This window comes from Pseudomonas sp. B707, assembly GCF_022496685.1.
Classification (GTDB): Bacteria; Pseudomonadota; Gammaproteobacteria; order Pseudomonadales; family Pseudomonadaceae; genus Aquipseudomonas; species Aquipseudomonas paraglycinae.
This window is the reverse complement of sequence record NZ_WTVE01000015.1, coordinates 1-22,767: the sequence shown is the minus strand read 5'-3', so window position 1 is coordinate 22,767 and position 22,767 is coordinate 1. Positions and strand designations below refer to the sequence as shown.

Genomic DNA, 22,767 nt, shown 5'->3' with positions numbered 1-22,767 from the left:
GCGCTGTATCGGTCAGTCTTCGATTTCCAGATCAGGCCTCATTTCAGCCGGGCGCGGTGCATCGTCGATGCCGGCGACGTTCAGGTTGTTGCCAGTCTCCTGATAGTAGGCCCGGATTCTTGCCTTGCTCTCGGTCGACAACGGGTTATCGCGCAAGTCGTAGCGGTCGCCGACTGCCGCGGGCACATCCATGATTTCTTCCGGCACGTCTGTGATCGCATTGCCGGACAGATCAATCTCGTTCCAGTGCAGGTTTTCCAGTACGCCTCGCGGTATTTCGGTCATTCCGGTATCGCTCAGGTCGAGGTCGGTCAGGCCATGCAGGTTGCTGACGTCCGGCGTCAGCCCCAGCGGGTTGTCGCGCAGGTTGAGTACCTCGAGTTTGTCCATGCTCGCCAGTGCTGCTGCCGATTCGGGTGTCAGCCTGATTTTGCAGTCCGGCAGGCTCAGGGCGGTTAACTGATTCATGGTGAAAATATCCTCGGGAATATCGCCGAGATCGCATTCGCGAATGGCCAGGCTGTCCAGGCCGGGAAAAGCTTCAAGGAAGCGTCCGAGCCTTGATGAATGGCCTTCACCCACCAGGAACAGGTCCGGCACGTAGGGCAATGGGGCGCCGAGTGTCGGCAACTCGCCGATGAAACTCACAGTGTGGCTGAACCCGAAACTGTCGAGACTCGAGTCCTCCATCGGGATCTGGCGCCAGCAGGTCAGCAGTGCTTCGGCGAACTGCGTACGCAGTTGTTCCTGACGTAGTCGCTCGGTTACGGGCAGCGGTTGGCCGTCAGGCGCACTCACAGGGATGTCGCTGCTCCAATGAGCGAGGCTGCGGGTGAGATCGCTCAGCGCCATTTCCCTTCTTGCTACTTCCTGACGGCCATCAGCCAACGTGCCACTCAGGCGATAGAGGAAGGTGCTGGCCTGATCATCGTCCAGCGCCGGATAAAGCGTTTGCACCCGAGCCCGATCTGCCTCTTCGGCAAGCACGCCCAGATCACCCCCGGTGCGCCGGAAGTAATCCTTGACCCGCTCTCGCGTCGCCGGGCTCAGAGGGTTGTTGCCAAAGTCGTAACCGTTACCGATTTCCGCCGGCAGGTTGAAAACTTCGTCAGGAATTTCGTTGAGCCGGTTGTTGTTGAGGATGACGATTTCCAGTTGCGGATGGTTGATCATTCCGTCGGGAATTTCGCTGATCGCGGTGCCGGCCAGATCGAGAAAATCCAGCGCCGGCAAGGAGCGGATGTCTGGCGCCAGTCCCAGAGGGTTGTTGTACAAGTCGAGTTTTTTCAATCGTGTCAGCGAAGCAAGGGTGGAACGGCCCTCGACATCCAGCGTCACCGCGCAATTGCTCAGTACCAGATTTTCCAGGGCTGGCATACGTCGGAACGAATCCGGTATTTGCTGCAATCCAAGATCGCGCAGCTCCAGTGTTTCCAGCCCTGAAAAGGCGTCGAAGAAAACATCGCCGGCGCGCAATTGGGCGTTGCCGGTGATCGACAATGTGGTGACATGGCTGAAGTCGGCGCTCAGTGAGGGCAGCTCGCCGATGAAAGGGAGATTGAGGATCAGCCTGTCTGATCGCATCTCCGGTTGTGCGGTCGAGCGTGCGCGCCAGAACGCTTGCAGGTCACGGCGATATTGATCGCGGCCGGTGCGTTCAACGATTTTGTCCTCATCTGTGAGTGGCGTACCGGTTGACGGATGTTGCTCGGGAACCTCACTGACCCAACGGTTGAGGGTTGTATCGAGTTGCTGCCATTGCGTTTCCCACTGAGCGATTTGAAGTCGACCCTGAGCGACGGTTCCCGGCAACAAATACAACATTCGATTGGCTTGTTCGGCGTCGAGGGTCGGAAACAAAAGGCGCACGCGGTCGATGTCCGCCGTCGGCATCGGTACTCCAAAGTCTTGCCGGGTGTGCTGGTAGCGGGTCTTGATCCGCTCGCGAGTGGCGGGTGAAAACGGGTTTTCGCCAAGCATGAATTGGTTGGGTGAAAGCGCAGGGCGATCGAGCAGGCTGTCGGGAAGCTCGCTGATCCGGTTGTGTTCGAAGTTGGCCATGATCAGCGTCGGGTGCTCGACCAGGCCTTCCGGCAGATGAGAGATCCCGGTGTCGATCAGGCGCACGTGAGTCAGCGCCGGCAAGGTCTTCAACTCTGGTGCAGCGCCTAGCGGGTTGTGGCTCAGATTGAGGAACTGTAGACGGCTCATGGACGACAGGCGGGCCTGAGTCGGCGGCGTCAGGGTCAGCTCGCAGTACTCCAGCACCAGGCGCTCCAGCAACGGCATGCGTTCGCAAGCTTCGGGCAATTGCTCCAGTTTGAACTCGTGCAGTTCCAGATGACGCAGGCCGGTGAAAGGCCAAAGAAAAGCATCGATGCCGCTCAGGGCCGGATTGCCGTCAAGGGTCAACTCGGCGATGTGGCTGAAGTCAGCCGACAGCACGGGCAAATCGCCAATGAACGGCAGCTCTGCGATCAGCACATTGCCCCTTTGCGTGGCTTTTTCGGCAAACCGGAAGCGCCACAGTTCTTCGATTCGTTGGGCAAACAGCTTTCTGTTGGTCTGCATCACGAACACCTGCCGGGGGTTGAGCACCTGCCCCGTGTCCGGATGAATACTCGGTCCTGCCGCTGCCCACCGTGCAAGGTCGGCATCCAGTTGGCGGATTTCTGCCTGCCAGTGCCGCAGCTGGCTTCGGCCATGTTCAATCGAGCCCGGCAAACTGTAGAACACATCGCTGGCGTCTTGCGCGTCGAGGTCGGGAAACAGCTGCTGGGTGGTTTCTATATCTGCAAGGTCGGCGAGTACGGCGAAATCCTGCCCGGTCTCGCGGTTGTATTGTTTGATCCGCTCGCGAGTGCTGGCGCTCAGTGGATTGTTCGAGAGGTCGTAGCCGTCACCGGCCTGAGCCGATAATTCAAACAGGCTCTCGGGTAATTCGGTGATCTGGTTTTCACTGAGGATCGCCGTCTTGAGCGTCGGATGGTCGATCAGGCCAGGCGGGACTTCCAGCAGGCCCGTGCGTGAAAGGTCGAGGTAGGTCAGCGAGTTCAGGGTTTGCAGATCGGGCACCAGATTCAGCGGATTGCCCGGTAACTCCAGTGATTCGAGTCTGGGCATTGCGGCCAGCGCTGTCAGTGATTCGGCGGTCAGGCTCACGCCACAGCTATCCAGCACCAGGACTTCCAGCGTCGACAGGTTTTTGAGCGTCTCGCTCAGTTGATCCAGTTGGCCGTTGCGAAAGAACAGCCGTTTGAGCCGGGAGAAACTTCGCAGAAACGCCGCGTCACCGCGCAAGCCTTTATTCCCGTTGATGGTCAGCGCAGTGATGTGATTGAAGTCCGCGCTCAGTATCGGAAGGTCACCAATGAATTTGGCCTCGGCTGTAAAAACATCGGCCCTGGCGTGCGGATGGATTTTCGAGCGGTGACGCCACAGGCGCAGCAGATTGCCGGCAAACGTCTCGCGTGCATCCTGTTCGGTGAAGCGTTCGTTGGCCTCCAGCATCGCGCCGCTGATCGGGTCACGGTCAGGAATGTCTCGGGCCCAAAGATTCAGGTCGGCGCTCAGGGTGGCCAGCTCGGTTTCCCACGCCGTCAGCTGCAAGCGACCCTGGACCAGTGAGCCGGGCAGACGATAAATCAGGCCGCTGGCCTGACCCTCGTCGATATCTGGAAACAGGGCCGTGGTGCGGGTGATATCGGTCTGTTCAGCACGAACGCCAAAATTGACGCCGGTGCGGGTGAAGCAGGTTTTAACCCGCTCGCGTGCGGCGGCAGTGAGTGGATTGCCGGAAAAGTCGTATCCGGCAGCCGCGGCGGGCGAGAGTTCGAACAACGCTTCAGGCAGCGTGGTAATCCGGTTATCGGTCAGCCAGGCGCTCCTGATCTGCGGGTGATCGATCAAACCGGGTGGGACTTCGGCAATCCCGGTGCGGGACAGGTTGAGGTAGGTCAGCGATGGCAGGAAGGTTAAATCGAAGCTGCTGCCGAGTGGGTTGTCCTTGAGATCCAGTTCAACCAGTTCATTGAGTGAAGTGAGCAGCGTCTGGTTTTCCGGGGTCAGGATGATTCCACACTTGCGCAGCCTTAACCGGCGCAGGGCGGGCAGGGTCGAGAGGTTTTGCGGCAGGGTGTGCAAGTCGAAGTTCTGCAGGTCGAGTCGGGATAAACGAGGGAAGCGTTCAATAAATGTTTCGATGCCTGCCGATGCTCCGCTGCCGCTCAGTTCCAGGCTGTTGACATGGCTGAAGTCTGCCGCCAGCACCGGCAGATCGCCCAGCAAGGGTTCGATAAAACGCATGCGATAGCCAAAGCGTTCCGGAGTCTCGCGGCGCCAGCAGCTGAGCAGGGTTCGGGCGAAAAGCTGTCGATCACGAGCGGCTGCAGCTCGTCGGGCGATAGACAGTTCCTGTCCGGTGGCGGGATCGATCCGTACGTCTCTCAGGCGCCATAGATCAAGGTCGTTTTCCAGGCGGGCGTATTCAAGGCGCAGTCGTGACAGCTCGGCGATCGGATTCTCCAGATGGTTTTGCAGGCGTTGCACCATGGCCTGCAGGCCTTCTTGGGTGATCCCGGGGAAAACATCGCGCACCCGCATGTCCAGGGTCGGCGGAGAACCATCGGGTGACAGATTGCGTGAGTAACCGTCAGTGCCCAGCAGGCGCAAAGTGTCGACGTCGGTGGCGGGAGAGGATTCGACCGCCAGTGTGAGTCGCAGACTGTCGCGTGGCAGAGGATTGTCGCGAATGAGCTGGCGGAGCTTTTGTCCTTCGCCGATTTGCAGATTCAACGCCTGACGTCGGTCGTCGGGCAGGGCTTGCAGCACGCTGGTGTAGAAATCCGTCGGGCCGTGCAATTCCAGTCCGGCCTGATCAAACGGCTGCCACGTGCCATCGGCTCGGCGTACCAGGATTTTTTCGATAGGGGCGCCCATGGGACCGGTGGTGTCGAGCCGCTTTCCTGCGAACGATTGGTCACGCACTTCAAGGCTGACGGTGTCCGACCAGCCTGGCAGCAGCGGCAGGCTGTGCAGCGCCAAAGTCTCGGAATCCTGGTTATGCACCGAATCGATTTCCAGTCCTTCATAAGCCCGGGTGATGCGTAGCTCGTGCAATGCGGTTTCAGAGAGCTGTTGCTGACGCTCCGGAAGCACGTCTTCACTCAGCTGCGTCAGTTCGGTGCCGGTGGCGGTGTGAATGAGTTCTTCGGTGATCCTGACAGGCAGGTTCGGTACGTGCCGCGCCACCTGTTTCACCAGCGGTGTAGCGCGATGCTGGCTTGACTCATAGCGTTGTTCGAACAGGGCAGGGCGCTGTTGCTTGGCAATCTGCGCGAGTCGGCTGCGAAGTTGACGGACGCGTGCATCCAGGGCGATTTTCTGCCCGAACTCTTCATTGAACAGGGTGCTGATTTCGGTTTCATCGAGAGCCCGCAGCAATGTCTTGAGCAGGTCGTCGTCGATCAGACGATTAACGTGAACGTCCGTTAGCGGGAGCTGTACATCATCGGAGGATTGCCAGAGCGTCGCTCCCTCGGCATCGATCAGGCGCAGCCTTCTGGTTTTCGGCCACAAGCCTTGTTCGTTCAGCAATTGCAGCTGGATCAGCGAATCTGCCTCGCGATAAACCGTTGGCTCGTCGCTGGTGATCTGCTCGATGAACGCCTGCAAGTCCCGATCGATCCTGAAACGCTCAATGGTGTCGGCCAGCAGTGGCGGAACACGCTCCTGATTCATGTGCATTTTGCGCAAACCGTCTTCGGTGTAGCCGCTGATTTTCAGAATGCGTTCGCGCTGCGCCGGGGTAAATGACTCCACGCTGTGGCCGATTCGCTGCAACGCCGTGGCGGTGTCCCATCGCAGCGGATTTTCCAGCTCGGTGTGAAAGGCCCCTTCGCCGTTATGCCGCACGACAGGTTCGTAGGTGTCGGTGCGTGAGGGGTGTTCGATTCGCAGTTGACCGGGTATCTCGTGATCGTTGACCGCGTAGTGCGTCTGATCCAGCGGTAGCAGTTTTTTGCCCTGATGCCAGTGCAGACCCTGGGCGTCGGGCAGGGAGCCTGCCGCTGGCAGGGTGTCACGGGCGTAGGTGCTCAGATCCGGCTTCCAGTACAGGGTTTTGCCGTTGCGCAGTTTCACGGGTTGAAACCGATCCATGAATGCCACCACTTCGGGCGGCAGTACCTTGGGCAGTTCGGCCATGGCGACACTGGTGCCAATCCCGAAAGCACCCAGTTGAATCAGTGATTCCAGTGCAGCGAAGTAGTGCGCACAGGCTTCGGTGGTTTGGCCTTCGGCCAAATCGACATAGAACGTGAAAAGCTCGTCGAGCAGCTGATAGGTGATGTACGCCATCATCATTTCACCCAGAAACGGCACGAACGGCAGAACGACGAACGCGGCGATTTCCAGGATCGACGTTGCGACACTGACAAACGAATCCCAGCGCCTCCAGCGTGCATTGCGATCGACCATGGCAGTGGGAACAGCGATCACTGCGGCATCGTTGAGGATTTTGTTGAGCTTGCGCTGATAAAGATGTTCCCAGAGTTCACCGGCGATGGGGGTGGCCGAGAATTGCAGGTCGGGCCTTTCGATAAGGGTGTCGCGCCACGGCGGCATTTGGCTGCCGGCTTGTGGTGGGTGCCATTGCACTTTGCTCAGACGTTGCTTGAGCTGGCCGAAAAATTGTCCACGCTGTTCGTGAGCGACGAAGCGGCTGAAGAATCGCTGGTACTCCGTATCGCGCAGCTGTCGGATCAGTTCGTGTGCGAGGTCGCCCGTGGAGAGGTATTCCTTGATCGGATGATCGGGGTCGTCCGGTATGTAAGCCACCACTGCAACGGCGGTTTTCGCGCTTTCAAGGTCAGGTGCAAACACCAGGATTCCGGTCAGTGCGACCGACATCATCGTCAAATCGTGGCACAGCATGGGCTGACCGTTCATCAAAACCACGGATGTCCCGTCCAGCAGACTTTCAATCGAATGCAGATTCGCTTCTCCGATTTCGCCATTCATCCGCGCCAGCTTCAGTGCGGCGCGCAGTGCGGTTTTCTGCGCGGTATTGACCTTGTGCCGCAGCACCGAAGCTGCCACCGGGTTGGCGAGCGCGAGACTTTCCTCCAGGTAGGTTTTGTAGCGGGCACCGATATCCAGTTCCCGGCACAGTCGGCTGAAGGCAGGAATGCCGGGTTCTGCATTAAGTGGCGCCAGTGTCTCGAATTGTCCGGTCCCGGTCGGGCGGGTGATGAACGAGGAGCCGCTGGCGTAGGCCCCGGGTTCTGTTTCGCCCGCCTCGAAGTTATGCAGTGCCGCGTCCAGCAGCGACACTGTCCACGTCCGGGCGCCGGTGGTAATGCCTGCGGCCTTCACCGGGATGTACAACTGCAGGAAGGTTTCCTTGACGTTCAGCTCGAGGTCGAAACGCGTTTTCAGCGCCTCGGTGAGGATGGGCTCGGCGAAGGTGCTGGCGTTCTGTACCCGTTCGAGCATTTGATCGACAGCGTTCTGCGCGGTCATGTGCTGCGTTATGGCGTTTCTGAGCGCTTGATGTTGATCAACGGGTGCTGACTTGATCGGTTCGGGGAGGGCGCGATGGCTGTTCTTCAAGGCGGCGCGCCGCGCGGGCGACGCCTTGCCCAGCCATTCGGGGATCGCGTTCACCAGCGGTTCATAGTGGGAAGCGGGGTTTTGTGCGGTCGCACCGGGCGTGGGCGAACTGGCGGGCGATTGCCCGGTGGTGGATGGCATCGTTGGCGTCCTTGAGCGTCGAAAAAGAGCTCAAGCAGAGCAAAATGCATCTTGTGTCAGGTGGTACATATGTATGACAGGCCATCCCGTCGCAATTGATATGCTCGCAGGCCTGCTGAAATGGCTGGCGGCAGTTTAAACTGCGCCTTTGCGACGCTATATGTCGCATTGCCGTAAACCCGGGAAAAACCGGGGTTTGCGCTATAAGAAGTTGTCGCTTGGCGACAAGGCCGGGCACAAAACTGTCCTTACAATCCCCCCATCGCTCGCCAGTTTCAGGCGGGTGGCCCTCATCAGGAGACTCCGATGTCCGTTGAGCACGCTGCGGTACAACGCGCCGATTTCGACCAGGTTATGGTTCCCAACTACGCGCCTGCCGCTTTCATCCCGGTGCGTGGCGCCGGTTCCCGCGTCTGGGATCAGGCCGGCCGCGAGCTGATCGACTTCGCCGGCGGCATCGCCGTCAACGTATTGGGCCATGCGCACCCGGCGCTGGTCGGTGCCTTGACCGAGCAAGCGAACAAGCTGTGGCACGTGTCCAACGTGTTCACCAACGAGCCGGCCCTGCGCATGGCGCACAAGCTGATCGATGCCACCTTTGCCGAACGTGTGTTCTTCTGCAACTCCGGCGCCGAAGCCAACGAGGCCGCCTTCAAGCTGGCCCGTCGTGTCGCGTTCGACCGTTTCGGCACCGAGAAGTACGAAATCATCGCCGCGCTCAACAGCTTCCACGGCCGTACTCTGTTCACCGTGAACGTCGGTGGCCAGTCGAAGTACTCCGACGGTTTCGGCCCGAAAATCACCGGCATCACTCACGTGCCGTACAACGATCTGGCGGCGCTGAAAGCCGCTGTTTCGGACAAGACCTGCGCGGTCGTTCTGGAGCCGATCCAGGGCGAAGGCGGCGTGCTGCCGGCCGAGCTGGCTTACCTGCAAGGTGCCCGTGAACTGTGCGACGCGAACAACGCGCTGCTGGTGTTCGACGAAGTGCAGACCGGCATGGGCCGTACCGGCAACCTGTTCGCCTACCAGCATTTCGGTGTGGTTCCGGACATCCTGACCAGCGCCAAGAGCCTGGGCGGCGGTTTCCCGATCGCCGCGATGCTGACCACCGAAGCGCTGGCCAAACATCTGGTTGTCGGCACTCACGGCACCACTTACGGCGGCAACCCGCTGGCGTGCGCCGTGGCCGAAGCGGTGATCGACGTGATCAACACCCCTGAGGTGCTGAACGGCGTCAACGCCAAGCACGACAAGTTCAAGACCCGCCTGCAACAGATCGGCGAGAAGTACGGCCTGTTCACCCAGGTGCGCGGTCTCGGTCTGCTGATCGGTTGCGTGCTGAGCGATGCCTGGAAAGGCAAGGCCAAGGACATCTTCAACGCCGCTGAACAAGAAGGCCTGATGATTCTGCAGGCTGGTCCGGACGTAATCCGTTTCGCCCCGAGCCTGGTGGTGGAAGATGCAGACATCGACGCCGGTCTGGATCGCTTCGAACGTGCTGCGGCGAAACTGACCCAAGCCTGATTCATGCAAGACCGCCCGGCGTCTGTCGTGATCGACAGGCGCCGGGACCATTTTCCTGTGCCGGGCCTGCCCGGCATTTTTTTCCCGAGTCGGCGCTTTCGCCGACCTGAAGTAGAGAAAGGAGTGACACCATGCTGGTGATGCGCCCCGCGCAAATGGCTGATCTGGGCGAGGTACAGCGTCTGGCTGCGGACAGCCCGATTGGTGTCACTTCCTTGCCGGATGACGTTGAACGCCTGAGCGACAAGATCGCTGCGAGCGAAGCTTCGTTTGCCGCCGAAGTGAGCTTCAACGGCGAAGAGAGTTACTTCTTCGTCCTCGAAGACACCGCCACCGGCAAACTGGTGGGCTGCTCGGCAATCGTTGCTTCGGCCGGTTATTCCGAGCCGTTCTACAGCTTTCGCAACGAGACCTTCGTGCACGCTTCCCGCGAGCTGAAGATCCACAACAAGATCCACGTGCTTTCGCAGTGCCACGACCTGACCGGCAACAGCTTGCTGACCAGTTTCTACGTGCAGCGCGAGCTGGTGGGGTCGCCGTGGGCCGAGCTCAACTCCCGTGGTCGTCTGCTGTTCGTCGCCAGCCATCCTGAGCGGTTCGCCGATTCGGTGGTGACCGAGATCGTCGGTTACAGCGACGAGAACGGCGACTCGCCATTCTGGGACGCCATCGGTCGCAACTTCTTCGACCTGAACTACGCCGAGGCCGAGCGTCTGTGTGGCCTGAAAAGCCGGACGTTCCTCGCCGAGCTGATGCCGCATTACCCGATCTACGTGCCGCTGCTGCCGGACTCCGCTCAGGAAGCGATGGGCCAGGTACACCCGCGTGCGCAGATCACCTTCGACATCCTGATGCGCGAAGGCTTCGAGACCGATCACTACATCGACATCTTCGACGGTGGCCCGACCCTGCATGCGCGTGTTTCGGGGATCCGTTCGATCGCCCAGAGCCGCGTGGTGCCGGTGAAGATTGGTGAGCCGGTCAAAGGTGCCGGTCGCCAGTATCTGGTGGCCAACGCCCAGTTGCAGGATTACCGCGCGGTATTGCTGGAGCTGGATTACGCACCGGGCAAACCGGTGACCCTGGATCTGGAAGCGGCCGAAGCCCTGGGCGTCGGTGAAGGTGCCAGCGTGCGCCTGGTGGCGGTTTAACGCCTTAGCGAGTTTCACGGGTGGCCACGGCGGCCCGTTTGAGGAGATAGCATGATTGTTCGTCCCGTACGCAGCAGCGATTTGTCCGCTCTGATCGACCTGGCCCGCAGCACTGGCACCGGCCTGACCACCTTGCCGGCCAACGAAGAGCGCCTGACCCACCGGGTCGGCTGGGCCGAGAAGACCTTTCGCGGTGAAGCCGGCCGTGGCGACGCGGACTACCTGTTCGTGCTCGAAGACGACAACGGTCGCGTGGTGGGGATTTCCGCCATCGCCGGCGCCGTCGGTCTGCGCGAGCCTTGGTACAACTTCCGTGTCGGCCTGACCGTCAGCGCCTCGCAGGAACTGAACATCTACCGCGAGATCCCGACGCTGTTCCTGGCCAACGACCTGACCGGCAACTCCGAGCTGTGCTCGCTGTTCCTGCACGCCGATTACCGCACCGGCCTCAACGGCCGCATGCTGTCCAAGGCGCGGATGCTGTTCATCGCCGAATTCCCGCAACTGTTCGGCAACAAGATCATCGCCGAGATGCGCGGCGTGTCGGATGACGCCGGCCGCTCGCCGTTCTGGGAAAGCCTGGGTCGTCATTTCTTCAAGATGGAATTCAGCCAGGCCGATTACCTGACCGGTGTCGGCAACAAGGCGTTCATTGCCGAACTGATGCCGAAATTCCCGCTGTACACCTGCTTCCTGTCGCCGGACGCGCGCAACGTCATCGGCCAGGTGCACCCGGACACCGAGCCGGCGCTGGCGATGCTCAAGAGCGAAGGCTTCAGCTATCAGGGTTACGTCGACATCTTCGACGCCGGCCCGGCCATCGAGTGCGAGACCAGCAAGATCCGCGCGGTGCGTGACAGCGAAGCGCTGGTGCTGGCCATCGGCACGCCGGGCGACGACGCCACGCCGTTCATCATCCATAACCGCAAACGCGAAGACTGCCGCATCACGGCGGCGCCGGCCCGTCTGGCCGCCGGCACGCTGGTGGTCGATCCGCTGACCGCCAAACGTCTTCAACTCAACGCTGGCGATCAGGTTCGCGCCGTGGCGTTGTCTGCTGCCCGGGAGTCGAAATAATGAATTCGCTATACATCGCAGGTGAGTGGCTGGCCGGTCAGGGCGAGGCCTTTCAATCGCTGAACCCGGTGACCCAGCAAGTGCTGTGGTCGGGGGAGGGCGCCACTGCCGCTCAGGTCGAGTCGGCCGTGCAGGCTGCGCGTCAGGCGTTCCCGGGCTGGGCCCGTCGTACCCTGGAAGATCGCATCAGCGTGCTCGAAGCGTTCGCCGCTGCGCTGAAAAACCACGCTGACGAGCTGGCCCGCACCATCGGTGAGGAAACCGGCAAACCGCTGTGGGAAGCCGCGACCGAAGTCACCAGCATGGTCAACAAGATTGCGATCTCGGTGCAGAGCTACCGCGAACGTACCGGCGAGAAGAGCGGCCCGCTGGGCGACGCCACCGCCGTGTTGCGCCACAAGCCCCACGGCGTGGTCGCGGTGTTCGGCCCTTACAACTTCCCAGGTCATTTGCCGAACGGCCACATCGTGCCGGCGCTGCTGGCCGGTAACAGCGTGCTGTTCAAGCCAAGCGAGCTGACCCCGAAAGTCGCCGAGCTGACGGTCAAGTGCTGGATCGAAGCCGGTCTGCCGGCCGGCGTGCTGAACCTGCTGCAAGGCGCCCGCGAAACCGGGATCGCTCTGGCGGCGAACCCGGGCATCGACGGTCTGTTCTTCACCGGTTCAAGCCGTACTGGCAATCACCTGCACCAGCAGTTCGCCGGTCGCCCGGACAAGATCCTCGCGCTGGAAATGGGTGGTAACAACCCGCTGGTGGTCGATCAGGTCGCCGACCTCGACGCCGCGGTGTACACGATCATTCAGTCGGCGTTCATTTCTGCCGGTCAGCGTTGCACCTGCGCCCGTCGTCTGCTGGTGCCGGAAGGCGCGTGGGGCGACAGCCTGCTCAAGCGTCTGGTGGAAGTCAGCTCGACCATTGAGGTCGGTGCGTTCGATCAGCAGCCGGCGCCGTTCATGGGCTCGGTGGTTTCCCTTGGCGCGGCAAAAGCGTTGATGGATGCCCAGGCGCATCTGTTGGCCAACGGCGCGGTGTCGCTGCTGGCGATGACGCAGCCGCAGGCGCAGTCGGCGCTGCTGACCCCGGGCATCGTGGATGTGACGGCGGTTGCCGAGCGTTCCGATGAAGAACTGTTCGGCCCGTTGCTGCAAGTGATTCGCTACACCGATTTCGAAGCCGCGATTGCCGAAGCCAACGACACTGCGTTTGGCCTGGCCGCAGGTCTGCTGTCGGATTCCGAAGAGCGCTACCAGCAGTTCTGGCTGGAAAGCCGTGCCGGGATCGTCAACTGGAACAAGCAACTGACCGGTGCTGCGAGCAGCGCACCGTTCGGCGGTGTCGGCGCTTCGGGCAACCACCGCGCCAGCGCCTACTACGCGGCGGATTACTGCGCGTACCCGGTGGCCTCGCTGGAAACTCCAAGTCTGGTGTTGCCGGCGACCCTGACGCCTGGCGTGAAGATGGCGTGATGCTAATCGCCAGCCTGCTGGCGATGGCCGCGCCGCGGTCTCAAAGAATAGTTACTGAAGCCTATAACAACAGATTCTCGTGGAGCCTCGCTGATGAAATCCTATGAAGTCAATTTTGACGGTCTAGTGGGGCCGACCCATAACTACGGTGGTCTGTCCTACGGCAACGTTGCATCCCAGAGCAACAGCCAGCAGTCTTCGAACCCGAAGGAAGCGGCGCTGCAAGGCCTGGCGAAAATGAAAGCGCTGATGGAAATGGGCTTTCAGCAGGGCGTTCTCGCACCGCAAGAGCGTCCGGATGTGGCTGCCTTGCGCCGTCTGGGTTTCAGCGGCACCGACGCTCAGGTGATCGAGCGTGCCGCCAAAGAAGCGATGCCGCTGCTGGTCGCCAGTTGCTCCGCGTCGAGCATGTGGGTGGCCAACGCCGCCACGGTCAGCCCGAGTGCCGACACCGCTGACGGTCGCGTGCACTTCACCGCCGCCAACCTGAACTGCAAATACCACCGCAGTATCGAGCACCCGACCACCAGTCGCGTGCTGGGCGCGATGTTCGCCAATCAGCAGCACTTCGCGCACCACGCCGCATTGCCGGCGGTGGCGCAGTTCGGTGACGAAGGCGCGGCCAACCACACGCGATTCTGCCGTGAGTACGGCGAGGCCGGTGTCGAGTTCTTCGTGTTCGGTCGCAGTGCGTTCGACACCCGCTACCCGGCGCCGCAGAAATACCCGGCGCGTCAGACCCTCGAAGCGTCGCAAGCGGTCGCTCGTTTGCACGGTCTGCGTGACGACGGCGTGGTCTACGCGCAACAGAATCCTGCGGTGATCGATCAGGGCGTGTTCCACAACGACGTGATCGCGGTGGGCAACGGCGAGGTGCTGTTCTATCACGAGGACGCGTTCCTCGACACCGATCAGATGCTGGCCGAACTGCAAGCCAAACTGGCGAAGGTTGGCGGCAATTTCCAGTCGGTCTGCGTGCCGCGTTCGGCGGTCACCGTGGACGACGCGGTGCGTTCCTACCTGTTCAACAGCCAGTTGCTGTCGCGTCCTGACGGTTCGATGCTGCTGATCGTGCCGGAAGAGTGCCGTGGCAACGAGCGCGTGTGGAATTACCTGCAAGGCCTGACCAGCTCCGGCGGCCTGATCCGTGAAGTGAAAGTCTTCGACCTCAAGCAAAGCATGCAGAACGGCGGTGGCCCGGCGTGCCTGCGTCTGCGTGTCGCGCTCAACGAAACCGAGCTGGCGGCCGTCAACCCAGGGGTTATCATGACCGCCCCGTTGTACGGTTCGTTGACCGAATGGGTTGAAAAGCACTATCGCGACCGCCTGACCGAAAGTGATCTGGCGGATCCGCAATTGCTGCTTGAATGCCGGACGGCACTGGATGAACTGACGCAAATCCTTAAACTGGGCGCGGTTTATCCATTCCAGATCAATTGATGGCCGGCGCGCCGCCTGAACGTGGCGCGCGGCTTGTCTCCCCAACAGAGCGTAAAAAAGACATGAGCGATTCCCTGCGGCTGATCCTTGAAGACACCGACGGCAAGCAACTGGAAACTTCCTGCACCCGCGTCGCGGTCATGTGGCAAGGCAAAGAGCTGTGGATCCAGCAGGACGGCCGCGGCCAACTGTTGATCGGCGTGGACGTCGAAGAGGGCGACGAAGAGTACGCCAACCTGCTGTTGCGCCCATTGGCGACTAATCTGGTAAGTCTGCAACTGGAGATGGAACCGGCTGACCTCGGCGACGATGACGGCCACGTGCACGGCCCGGATTGCAATCACGACCACTAAGGAAACCGCTCTATGCTCGCCCTCGGCAAACTGCTTGAACTGACCCTCGCCGGCCGCGAACCGGCGGAGAAGACTCAACTGACTGTCGAAGGCGTGCGCATGCGCTGGTTGAGCGAGGGTGCGCTGGAAGTCCGGCCACCCGAAGCACGCGACAATGGTCTGGACCTGCTGCTGTCGGCAGGCATCCACGGCAACGAAACGGCACCGATCGAATTGCTCGACCGGTTGCTGCATGACATCGCTCGCGGCGATCTGAAGCCGCGCGCACGCATTCTGTTCCTGTTCGGCAACCCGGAAGCGATTCGCAAGGGCGAACGTTTCGTCGAGCAGGACGTCAATCGGCTGTTCAACGGCCGTCACGAACAAAGCAGCGGTTCCGAAGCCCTGCGCGCCTGCGAGCTGGAACGTCTGGCGGCAAGCTTCTTCAGCCTTCCTGACCGTCAGCGCCTGCACTACGACCTGCACACCGCAATTCGCGGTTCGAAAATCGAGCAGTTCGCCTTGTATCCGTGGAAGGAAGGTCGCCAGCATTCCCGTCTTGAGCTGGCCCGCCTGCGCGCGGCCGGCATGGAGGCGGTGCTGTTGCAGAACAAGCCGTCGATCGTGTTCAGCTCCTACACCTATGACAAGCTGGGGGCCGAGTCCTTCACGCTTGAGCTGGGCAAGGCGCGGCCGTTCGGGCAGAACGCCGGGGTCAATGTGTCACTGCTGGAAACCCGCCTGAAGCAGATCATCGAAGGCACTGAGCCGGAAATGGCAGAGCAGGGCCTGGACGGTCTGCAACTGTTCAGCGTGGCACGGGAAATCATCAAGCACAGCGATGCGTTCCGCCTGAACCTGCCGGCGGACATCGAAAACTTTTCGGAACTGGATGTGGGTTATGTGCTGGCCGAAGACCTGGCCAATACCCGCTGGATCATCGAAGAGCAGGGCGCGCGGATCATCTTCCCCAACCCCAAGGTCAAGAACGGCCTGCGGGCGGGCATTCTGATCGTGCCGACCACTGACGAAAATCTTGCCTGAAACTGAACCTCCCCCACGCCGCGCGCGGGGGAGATCGTTATTGCATCAGACCGCTACAGCACGCGGCTCGGTGCGGCGCAATGCACGCACTTTCTGCAACGTATCGGCGCAGGTCTTCGCCGCTTCCTGACCTTTGTGCACGAAATGCTCGAAGAAGAACTTCTGGTGTTCTTCGCCGGCATGGAAGTGGTGCGGGGTCAGCGACACCGAGAACACCGGCACTTCGGTTTCCAGCTGCACCTGCATCAGGCCGCTGACGACCGACTGGGCAACGAACTCGTGACGGTAGATTCCGCCGTCCACCACCAGGGCGGCGGCAACGATACCGGCATAACGACCGGTCTTGGCCAGCAGCTTGGCGTGCAGAGGCATTTCAAAGGCGCCGCCGACTTCGAAGAAATCGATGTCCGATTCCTGATACCCCTGAGCGATCATTTCGGCGAGGAAACCCTTACGGCTCTGGTCGACGATTTCCTTGTGCCAGCAGGCCTGGATGAACGCGACGCGCTCGCCGTGAGTGTGTTTGCTTTTGCTGTCGATAGCGGTGGGTTGCATGTTCTGACTCCTGTTTGTGTGAAAAACAGGGCGTTATGAATCGAAAGGGATTCAAGGGTACGCACGCTCGCGCGAACACGGCGGACGGCCCTTTGGCGTCAATCCCGTTCTCTCTTCATCCGGACTATGACCGTCGGCCCCGGAATCACACCGGGTCTGCTGACCTTGCCGCCGCTCACGGTTTTTGCCGTGCCTGACACCAAGCGCTCGCGGGCTATGCGCATTGCGCGCAATTACCGCCGGTGGGGAATTGCACCCCGCCCTGAGAACGTTTCGCCGCCCTTTATCGGGCGGCGCAGCGTTTTTAACACAGATTGCCGGGCTGTGCATTGCGCCTTTGTGATGATTGCCATCGGATTTTTCGAAGCACAGGAAACGACTTTTCCTTGCGCGAGGGTTGATTAATCCGCGCCGTGCCCGCAGTAATTCACCTTCGTAAAGGGATTTCCCCAGCTGACTTGAGGCCAGGTTCATGAGCGTTATCGATCTTCGCAGCGACACCGTCACTCAACCGACCCCCGCCATGCTTGACGCGATGACCCGCGCCGACACCGGCGATGACGTGTATGGCGAAGATCCGACGGTCAATCGTCTGGAAGCCGAACTGGCAAAACGGCTGGGTTTCGCCGCCGCGCTGTTCGTCCCGACCGGGACCATGAGCAACCTGCTGGGCCTGATGGCACACTGCGAGCGCGGTGACGAATACATCGTCGGTCAGCAGGCGCACACCTATAAGTACGAGGGCGGCGGCGCAGCGGTACTCGGTTCGATTCAACCACAGCCGCTGGAAGTGCAGGCCGACGGCTCGCTGGACCTGGATCAGGTGGCCGCGGCGATCAAGCCCGACGATTTCCACTTCGCCCGTACGCGCCTGCTGGCGCTGGAAAACACCATGCAGGGCAAAGTGTTGCCGCTGGACTATCTGGCCCGGGCCCGCCAGTTCACTCGGGACAACGGCCTGCAACTGCATCTGGACGGCGCGCGGCTGTACAACGCGGCGGTCAAGCTCGGGGTCGATGCTCGGGAAATCACCCAATATTTCGATTCGGTCTCGGTGTGCCTGTCCAAAGGCCTCGGCGCGCCTGTGGGGTCGGTGCTGTGCGGTTCGTCGGCGTTGATTGCAAAGGCCCGGCGCCTGCGCAAAATGGTCGGTGGCGGCATGCGTCAGGCTGGATTGCTGGCGGCGGCCGGGCTGTACGCGCTGGATCACAACGTCGAGCGTCTGGCGGATGACCATGCCAACGCCCAGTATCTGGCTGAAGGCCTGCGCGAGGCCGGTTTCAGCGTCGAGCCGGTGCAGACCAACATGGTTTACGTGCAGATGGGCGACCGTGCCGAGGCGATCAAGGCTTTCGCTGCCGAGCGCGGGATCAAATTGAGCGCTGCCGCCCGCCTGCGGATGGTCACGCACATGGACGTCAATCGCTCGCAAATCGAGCAAGTGATCGCGACATTCGTCGAGTTTTCGCGCAAGTGACAGCGTTAGCCACCCAATTGACCGTTTCTATCGTATAAACACGCTGTACCCCGCGCGCAGGGCCGATATAATGCGGCCCTTTGCCGTCGTTTCGTCTGTTGACGTTTCGTACAGGCCTTTGGCCGCAGCCTCCGTGGAAGAACCTAATGAAAAGCGCAGAAATCCGTGAAGCCTTCCTTCGCTTCTTCGAAGAGCAAGGCCACACCCGTGTAGCCTCCAGCTCTTTGATTCCGGGCAACGACCCAACCCTGCTGTTCACCAACGCGGGGATGAACCAGTTCAAGGACTGCTTCCTGGGCCAGGAAAAGCGCGCGTACACCCGCGCCGTCTCCAGCCAGAAATGCGTGCGCGCCGGCGGCAAGCACAACGACTTGGAAAACGTCGGTTACACCGCCCGTCACCACACCTTCTTCGAAATGCTGGGTAACTTCAGCTTCGGCGACTACTTCAAGCGTGATGCCATCACCTACGCCTGGAACTTCCTGACCTCCGAGAAGTGGCTGAACCTGCCGAAGGAAAAACTGTGGGTCACCGTCTACGCCAGCGATGACGAGGCCTACGACATCTGGACCAAGGAAGTCGGTGTGCCGGCCGAGCGCATGGTGCGCATCGGCGACAACAAGGGCGCGCCATACGCCTCCGACAACTTCTGGACCATGGGCGATACCGGCCCGTGCGGTCCTTGCACCGAGATTTTCTACGATCACGGCGCCGACATCTGGGGCGGCCCACCGGGCTCGCCAGAAGAAGACGGCGACCGTTACATCGAAATCTGGAACAACGTATTCATGCAGTTCAACCGCACCGCCGATGGCGTGTTGCACCCGCTGCCAGCCCCGTCGGTGGACACCGGCATGGGTCTTGAGCGGATCAGTGCCGTGCTGCAGCACGTTCACTCGAACTATGAAATCGACCTGTTCCAGAGCCTGCTGGCCGCATCGGCCAAGGCCATCGGCTGCACCAATGACGCTCAGGCGTCGCTGAAAGTCGTGGCTGACCACATTCGTTCCTGCGGCTTCCTGATTGCCGACGGCGTGTTGCCGTCCAACGAAGGTCGCGGTTACGTACTGCGCCGGATCATCCGTCGCGCTTGCCGTCACGGCAACAAGCTGGGCGCCAAGGGCAGCTTCTTCTATCAGATCGTTGCCGCACTCGTGGCCGAGATGGGCGAAGCGTTCCCGGAGCTGAAATCCCAGCAGGCGCACATCGAGCGCGTACTGAAAGCCGAAGAAGAGCAGTTCGCCAAGACCCTGGAGCAGGGCCTGAAAATCCTCGAGCAGGATCTGGCCGAGCTCAAAGGCGACGTGGTTCCAGGCGACGTGGTGTTCAAACTCTACGACACCTACGGTTTCCCGATGGACCTGACCGCGGACATCGCCCGCGAGCGCAGCCTGACCATCGACGAAGCCGGTTTCGAGCGTGAAATGGAAGCCCAGCGCGTCCGTGCACGTTCCGCCAGCTCGTTCGGTCTGGACTACAACAGCCTGGTCAAGGTTGACGTCGATACCGAGTTCACCGGTTATCACGCCACCAGCGGTTCGGCGAAAGTCGTTGCTCTCTATAAAGATGGCCAGTCCGTGGACGTCTTGAGTGAAGGGCAGGAAGGCGTTGTGGTGCTGAACCAGACCCCGTTCTACGCCGAATCCGGTGGCCAGGTCGGCGATTGCGGTTACCTGCAGGCCGGCAACAGCCGTTTCGACGTGCGCGACACCACCAAGACCGGCGGCGCGTTCCTGCACCACGGCGTACTGGCGTCGGGCAGCCTGATCGTTGGCGCACCGGTGGAAACCCACGTCGAAGCTGACGTGCGTCACGCCACTTCGCTGAACCACTCGGCCACTCACCTGCTGCACGCTGCGTTGCGCAAAGTGCTGGGCGACCACGTTCAACAGAAAGGTTCTTTGGTCGACAGTCAGCGCCTGCGTTTCGACTTCAGCCACTTTGAAGCGATCAAGCCTGAGCAGATCAAGGCGCTGGAAGACATCGTCAACGCCGAGATTCGCAAGAACTCCGCCGTTGAAACCGAAGAAACCGACATCGAAACCGCCAAGCAGAAGGGCGCGATGGCGCTGTTTGGCGAGAAGTACGGCGACACCGTGCGCGTGCTGAGCATGGGCGGTGATTTCTCCGTCGAACTGTGCGGCGGTATCCACGCCAACCGTACCGGCGACATCGGCCTGCTGAAAATCATCAGCGAAGGCGGTGTGGCATCGGGTGTGCGTCGTATTGAAGCGGTCACCGGCGCTGCGGCGCTGGCTTACTTGAACGCTGCTGAAGAACAACTCAAGGAAGCGGCCAGCCTGGTCAAGGGCAGCCGCGACAACCTGATCGACAAGCTGTCGGCTGTGCTGGAGCGCAACCGTGCGCTTGAGAAGCAGCTCGAGCAGTTGCAGGCCAAGGCCGCTGCTGCCGCTGGCGACGATCTGTCGGCTTCGGCCGTGGACGTCAAGGGCGTGAAAGTGCTGGCCGTGCGTCTGGATGGTCAGGACGGCAAGGCGCTGCTGGCGCTGGTCGATCAGCTGAAAAACAAACTCGGCCGCGCAGTGATCCTGCTCGGCAGTGTCCATGAGGAAAAGGTCGTACTGGTTGCAGGCGTAACCAAGGACCTGACTGGCCAACTCAAAGCCGGTGATTTGATGAAACAGGCTGCTGCGGCAGTGGGCGGGAAGGGCGGTGGTCGTCCGGACATGGCGCAGGGCGGCGGTGTCGACGCCGGCGCACTGGATGGCGCACTGGCGCTGACCGTCCCATTTGTCGAGCAGGGTTTATAAGACGGCCCGTCGGGCCCGCAGTCTAGTGGCGGGCCCGGCGGCTGTTTGAGTGATTATTGGGCGCCCTTCATGGGCAGAGGCGGCTTTGAAATGGCTTTGATCGTACAGAAATTTGGAGGCACCTCGGTCGGCACTGTCGAGAGAATCGAGCAGGTCGCCGACAAGGTTAAGAAATTCCGCGATGCCGGCGATGACCTGGTGGTTGTGCTGTCTGCAATGAGCGGCGAAACCAACCGTCTGATCGATCTGGCCAAGCAAATCAGTGGCGAAGATCAACCGGTTCCACGTGAACTGGACGTGATCGTTTCCACCGGTGAGCAGGTGACGATCGCCCTGTTGGCCATGGCGCTGATCAAGCGCGGTGTGCCGGCGGTGTCGTACACCGGCAACCAGGTGCGGATCCTGACGGACAGCGCGCACAATAAAGCGCGTATCTTGCAGATTGATGACCAGAAGATTCGCGGTGACCTGAAAGCAGGTCGCGTGGTGGTGGTCGCTGGTTTCCAGGGCGTCGACGAGCACGGCAACATCACGACCCTGGGTCGTGGTGGTTCCGACACCACCGGTGTGGCGCTGGCCGCTGCGCTGAAGGCTGACGAATGCCAGATCTACACCGACGTCGATGGTGTCTACACCACTGACCCGCGTGTGGTATCGGTTGCTCAGCGTCTGGACAAGATCACCTTCGAAGAGATGCTGGAAATGGCCAGCCTCGGTTCCAAGGTTCTGCAGATCCGCGCGGTGGAGTTCGCCGGCAAGTACAACGTTCCGCTGCGCGTACTGCACAGCTTCAAGGAGGGTCCGGGCACCCTCATTACTATTGATGAAGAGGAAACCATGGAACAGCCGATCATTTCCGGCATCGCTTTCAACCGCGATGAAGCCAAGCTGACCATCCGTGGCGTGCCAGACACCCCGGGCGTGGCGTTCAAGATTCTCGGCCCGATCAGTGCCGCGAACATCGAAGTCGACATGATCGTGCAGAACGTCGCGCACGATAACACCACCGACTTCACCTTCACCGTGCACCGCAACGACTACCAGTCTGCGCAGACCGTGCTGGAAAACACCGCTCGCGAGATCGGTGCCCGTGAAGTGGTTGGCGACACCAAGATTGCCAAGGTCTCGATCGTCGGCGTCGGCATGCGTTCCCACGCAGGCGTGGCCAGCCGCATGTTTGAATCCCTGGCAAAAGAAAGCATCAACATCCAGATGATCTCGACCTCGGAAATCAAGGTTTCCGTAGTGATCGAAGAGAAGTACCTGGAACTGGCCGTGCGCGCCCTGCACACGGCTTTCGAACTCGACGCTCCGGCCCGTCAGGGCGAGTGATGCGTTGTCTGAAGGGCGCGGTCTGACCGCGCCCTTTATTTTTTGAATGGCGTGGGCCCTGAACTGTTCTTTTGCTCGCGCTGGTCAATACTCAGGCATGTAGGGCTACGATCGCTCCGGTTGTAGGTCGGGTGCCTTTTTTTTGCAGACTGTTGTCCCTGAAATGATTCGCGTGAGGAGAAAGGTATGCTGATTCTGACTCGTCGGTGCGCAGAAAGCCTGATTATCGGTGATGGCGAAATCACCGTGACCGTGCTCGGCGTTAAAGGAAATCAAGTGCGTATCGGCGTCAACGCCCCGAAAGAGGTGGCCGTGCACCGTGAAGAAATCTATCTGCGTATAAAGAAAGAGAAGGACGAAGAACCAAGCCATTAATTTTTATCGATTTTTATGTTTGCAAACGGGGAAGAAGGTGGTTAATATACGCCCCGTGTTGCGGAGAGCTGGCCGAGTGGCCGAAGGCGCTCCCCTGCTAAGGGAGTACACCTCAAAAGGGTGTCGGGGGTTCGAATCCCCCGTTCTCCGCCATTATTTGCTTAGTACGTTGTAATCTGGCTTTTTCTGTAAGTTATTGAAATTTATAGAAAAAGTGGTTGGAATAGAGATTAGACGGGCTATAATGCGGCGCAACAAATGCACTCGTAGCTCAGCTGGATAGAGTACTCGGCTACGAACCGAGCGGTCACAGGTTCGAATCCTGTCGAGTGCACCATTTAAGAGTCAATTGCAGCGATGCAGATGACTCGGTTTCAACCAGTTGTGATCTGGTCTAAAAACACAAAATGCACTCGTAGCTCAGCTGGATAGAGTACTCGGCTACGAACCGAGCGGTCACAGGTTCGA

At 60.5% G+C, this 22,767-nt stretch carries 13 protein-coding genes, 2 tRNA genes and 1 riboswitch; of the genes, 13 read left to right on the top strand and 2 right to left on the bottom strand.

All coding sequences use genetic code 11. The annotated features are described in order from the left end of the window. Positions 1–12: 12 nt before the first annotated feature. Positions 13–7,752, bottom strand: a complete 7,740-nt coding sequence (locus tag GQX66_RS05675; protein ID WP_240867384.1) for a DUF6543 domain-containing protein — start codon at positions 7,750–7,752, stop codon at positions 13–15. A gap of 306 nt (positions 7,753–8,058) precedes the next feature. Here GQX66_RS05675 and GQX66_RS05670 point away from each other — a divergent pair, with 306 nt between their 5' ends. From GQX66_RS05670 to astE, 7 genes are all read left to right on the top strand, one after another. Continuing rightward, positions 8,059–9,279, top strand: a complete 1,221-nt coding sequence (locus tag GQX66_RS05670; RefSeq protein WP_240867371.1) for an aspartate aminotransferase family protein — start codon at positions 8,059–8,061, stop codon at positions 9,277–9,279. Between the two features lie 131 nt (positions 9,280–9,410). Further along, complete coding sequence (gene aruF / locus GQX66_RS05665) at positions 9,411–10,430, top strand: arginine/ornithine succinyltransferase subunit alpha (protein ID WP_025112905.1); 1,020 nt, start codon at positions 9,411–9,413, stop codon at positions 10,428–10,430. A 51-nt stretch (positions 10,431–10,481) separates the two neighbouring features. Next, positions 10,482–11,507, top strand: coding sequence for an arginine N-succinyltransferase (gene astA, locus GQX66_RS05660; RefSeq protein WP_064598805.1), 1,026 nt, complete (start codon positions 10,482–10,484; stop codon positions 11,505–11,507). Continuing rightward, on the top strand, positions 11,504–12,973 hold the full coding sequence (gene astD, locus GQX66_RS05655; RefSeq protein WP_240867960.1) for a succinylglutamate-semialdehyde dehydrogenase: 1,470 nt from the start codon (positions 11,504–11,506) through the stop codon (positions 12,971–12,973). The genes astA and astD overlap by 4 nt, the downstream gene beginning before the upstream one ends. A gap of 93 nt (positions 12,974–13,066) precedes the next feature. After that, positions 13,067–14,413: an N-succinylarginine dihydrolase gene (gene astB / locus GQX66_RS05650; RefSeq protein ID WP_102688616.1), complete on the top strand. Its 1,347-nt coding sequence runs from the start codon at positions 13,067–13,069 to the stop codon at positions 14,411–14,413. A 62-nt stretch (positions 14,414–14,475) separates the two neighbouring features. After that, complete coding sequence (locus GQX66_RS05645; protein ID WP_064598799.1) at positions 14,476–14,766, top strand: hypothetical protein; 291 nt, start codon at positions 14,476–14,478, stop codon at positions 14,764–14,766. 12 nt (positions 14,767–14,778) lie between these two features. Then, positions 14,779–15,789, top strand: a complete 1,011-nt coding sequence (gene astE, locus GQX66_RS05640) for a succinylglutamate desuccinylase (RefSeq protein WP_007951052.1) — start codon at positions 14,779–14,781, stop codon at positions 15,787–15,789. A gap of 45 nt (positions 15,790–15,834) precedes the next feature. On the opposite strand, the gene GQX66_RS05635 is transcribed toward astE, so the two are convergent. Further along, positions 15,835–16,344 (bottom strand): 6,7-dimethyl-8-ribityllumazine synthase, encoded by a 510-nt coding sequence (locus tag GQX66_RS05635; RefSeq protein WP_011335530.1) that lies wholly within the window; start codon positions 16,342–16,344, stop codon positions 15,835–15,837. A gap of 102 nt (positions 16,345–16,446) precedes the next feature. After that, a riboswitch (FMN riboswitch) is annotated at positions 16,447–16,618 on the bottom strand. 198 nt (positions 16,619–16,816) lie between these two features. On the opposite strand from GQX66_RS05635, the gene ltaE reads away from it, so the two are divergent. The 6 genes from ltaE (at position 16,817) to GQX66_RS05605 (ending at position 22,636) form a co-directional block, all read left to right on the top strand. Beyond that, positions 16,817–17,821: a low-specificity L-threonine aldolase gene (gene ltaE, locus GQX66_RS05630; RefSeq protein WP_085745127.1), complete on the top strand. Its 1,005-nt coding sequence runs from the start codon at positions 16,817–16,819 to the stop codon at positions 17,819–17,821. 146 nt (positions 17,822–17,967) lie between these two features. After that, the gene (alaS, locus tag GQX66_RS05625; RefSeq protein WP_240867366.1) at positions 17,968–20,592 is read left to right on the top strand and encodes an alanine--tRNA ligase; all 2,625 of its coding nucleotides are present in this window, start codon (positions 17,968–17,970) and stop codon (positions 20,590–20,592) included. A 90-nt stretch (positions 20,593–20,682) separates the two neighbouring features. Next, the gene (locus GQX66_RS05620) at positions 20,683–21,924 is read left to right on the top strand and encodes an aspartate kinase (RefSeq protein ID WP_007951048.1); all 1,242 of its coding nucleotides are present in this window, start codon (positions 20,683–20,685) and stop codon (positions 21,922–21,924) included. 186 nt (positions 21,925–22,110) lie between these two features. Then, a complete protein-coding gene (csrA, locus tag GQX66_RS05615; protein ID WP_002554426.1) occupies positions 22,111–22,299 on the top strand; it encodes a carbon storage regulator CsrA in 189 nt (62 codons plus the stop codon). Positions 22,300–22,361: 62 nt separating this feature from the next. After that, positions 22,362–22,452, top strand: a tRNA-Ser gene (locus tag GQX66_RS05610). A gap of 107 nt (positions 22,453–22,559) precedes the next feature. Next, positions 22,560–22,636, top strand: a tRNA-Arg gene (locus GQX66_RS05605). The last annotated feature ends 131 nt before the right edge of the window (positions 22,637–22,767 follow it).

What these genes read in the sequence shown, in the direction of transcription:
- GQX66_RS05675 (WP_240867384.1), bottom strand. Translation starts at nt 7,752, where the DNA reads ATGCCATCCACCACCGGGCAATCGCCCGCCAGTTCGCCCACGCCCGGT.
- GQX66_RS05670 (WP_240867371.1), top strand. Translation starts at nt 8,059, where the DNA reads ATGTCCGTTGAGCACGCTGCGGTACAACGCGCCGATTTCGACCAGGTT.
- aruF (WP_025112905.1), top strand. Translation starts at nt 9,411, where the DNA reads ATGCTGGTGATGCGCCCCGCGCAAATGGCTGATCTGGGCGAGGTACAG.
- astA (WP_064598805.1), top strand. Translation starts at nt 10,482, where the DNA reads ATGATTGTTCGTCCCGTACGCAGCAGCGATTTGTCCGCTCTGATCGAC.
- astB (WP_102688616.1), top strand. Translation starts at nt 13,067, where the DNA reads ATGAAATCCTATGAAGTCAATTTTGACGGTCTAGTGGGGCCGACCCAT.
- GQX66_RS05645 (WP_064598799.1), top strand. Translation starts at nt 14,476, where the DNA reads ATGAGCGATTCCCTGCGGCTGATCCTTGAAGACACCGACGGCAAGCAA.
- astE (WP_007951052.1), top strand. Translation starts at nt 14,779, where the DNA reads ATGCTCGCCCTCGGCAAACTGCTTGAACTGACCCTCGCCGGCCGCGAA.
- GQX66_RS05635 (WP_011335530.1), bottom strand. Translation starts at nt 16,344, where the DNA reads ATGCAACCCACCGCTATCGACAGCAAAAGCAAACACACTCACGGCGAG.
- ltaE (WP_085745127.1), top strand. Translation starts at nt 16,817, where the DNA reads ATGAGCGTTATCGATCTTCGCAGCGACACCGTCACTCAACCGACCCCC.
- alaS (WP_240867366.1), top strand. Translation starts at nt 17,968, where the DNA reads ATGAAAAGCGCAGAAATCCGTGAAGCCTTCCTTCGCTTCTTCGAAGAG.
- GQX66_RS05620 (WP_007951048.1), top strand. Translation starts at nt 20,683, where the DNA reads ATGGCTTTGATCGTACAGAAATTTGGAGGCACCTCGGTCGGCACTGTC.
- csrA (WP_002554426.1), top strand. Translation starts at nt 22,111, where the DNA reads ATGCTGATTCTGACTCGTCGGTGCGCAGAAAGCCTGATTATCGGTGAT.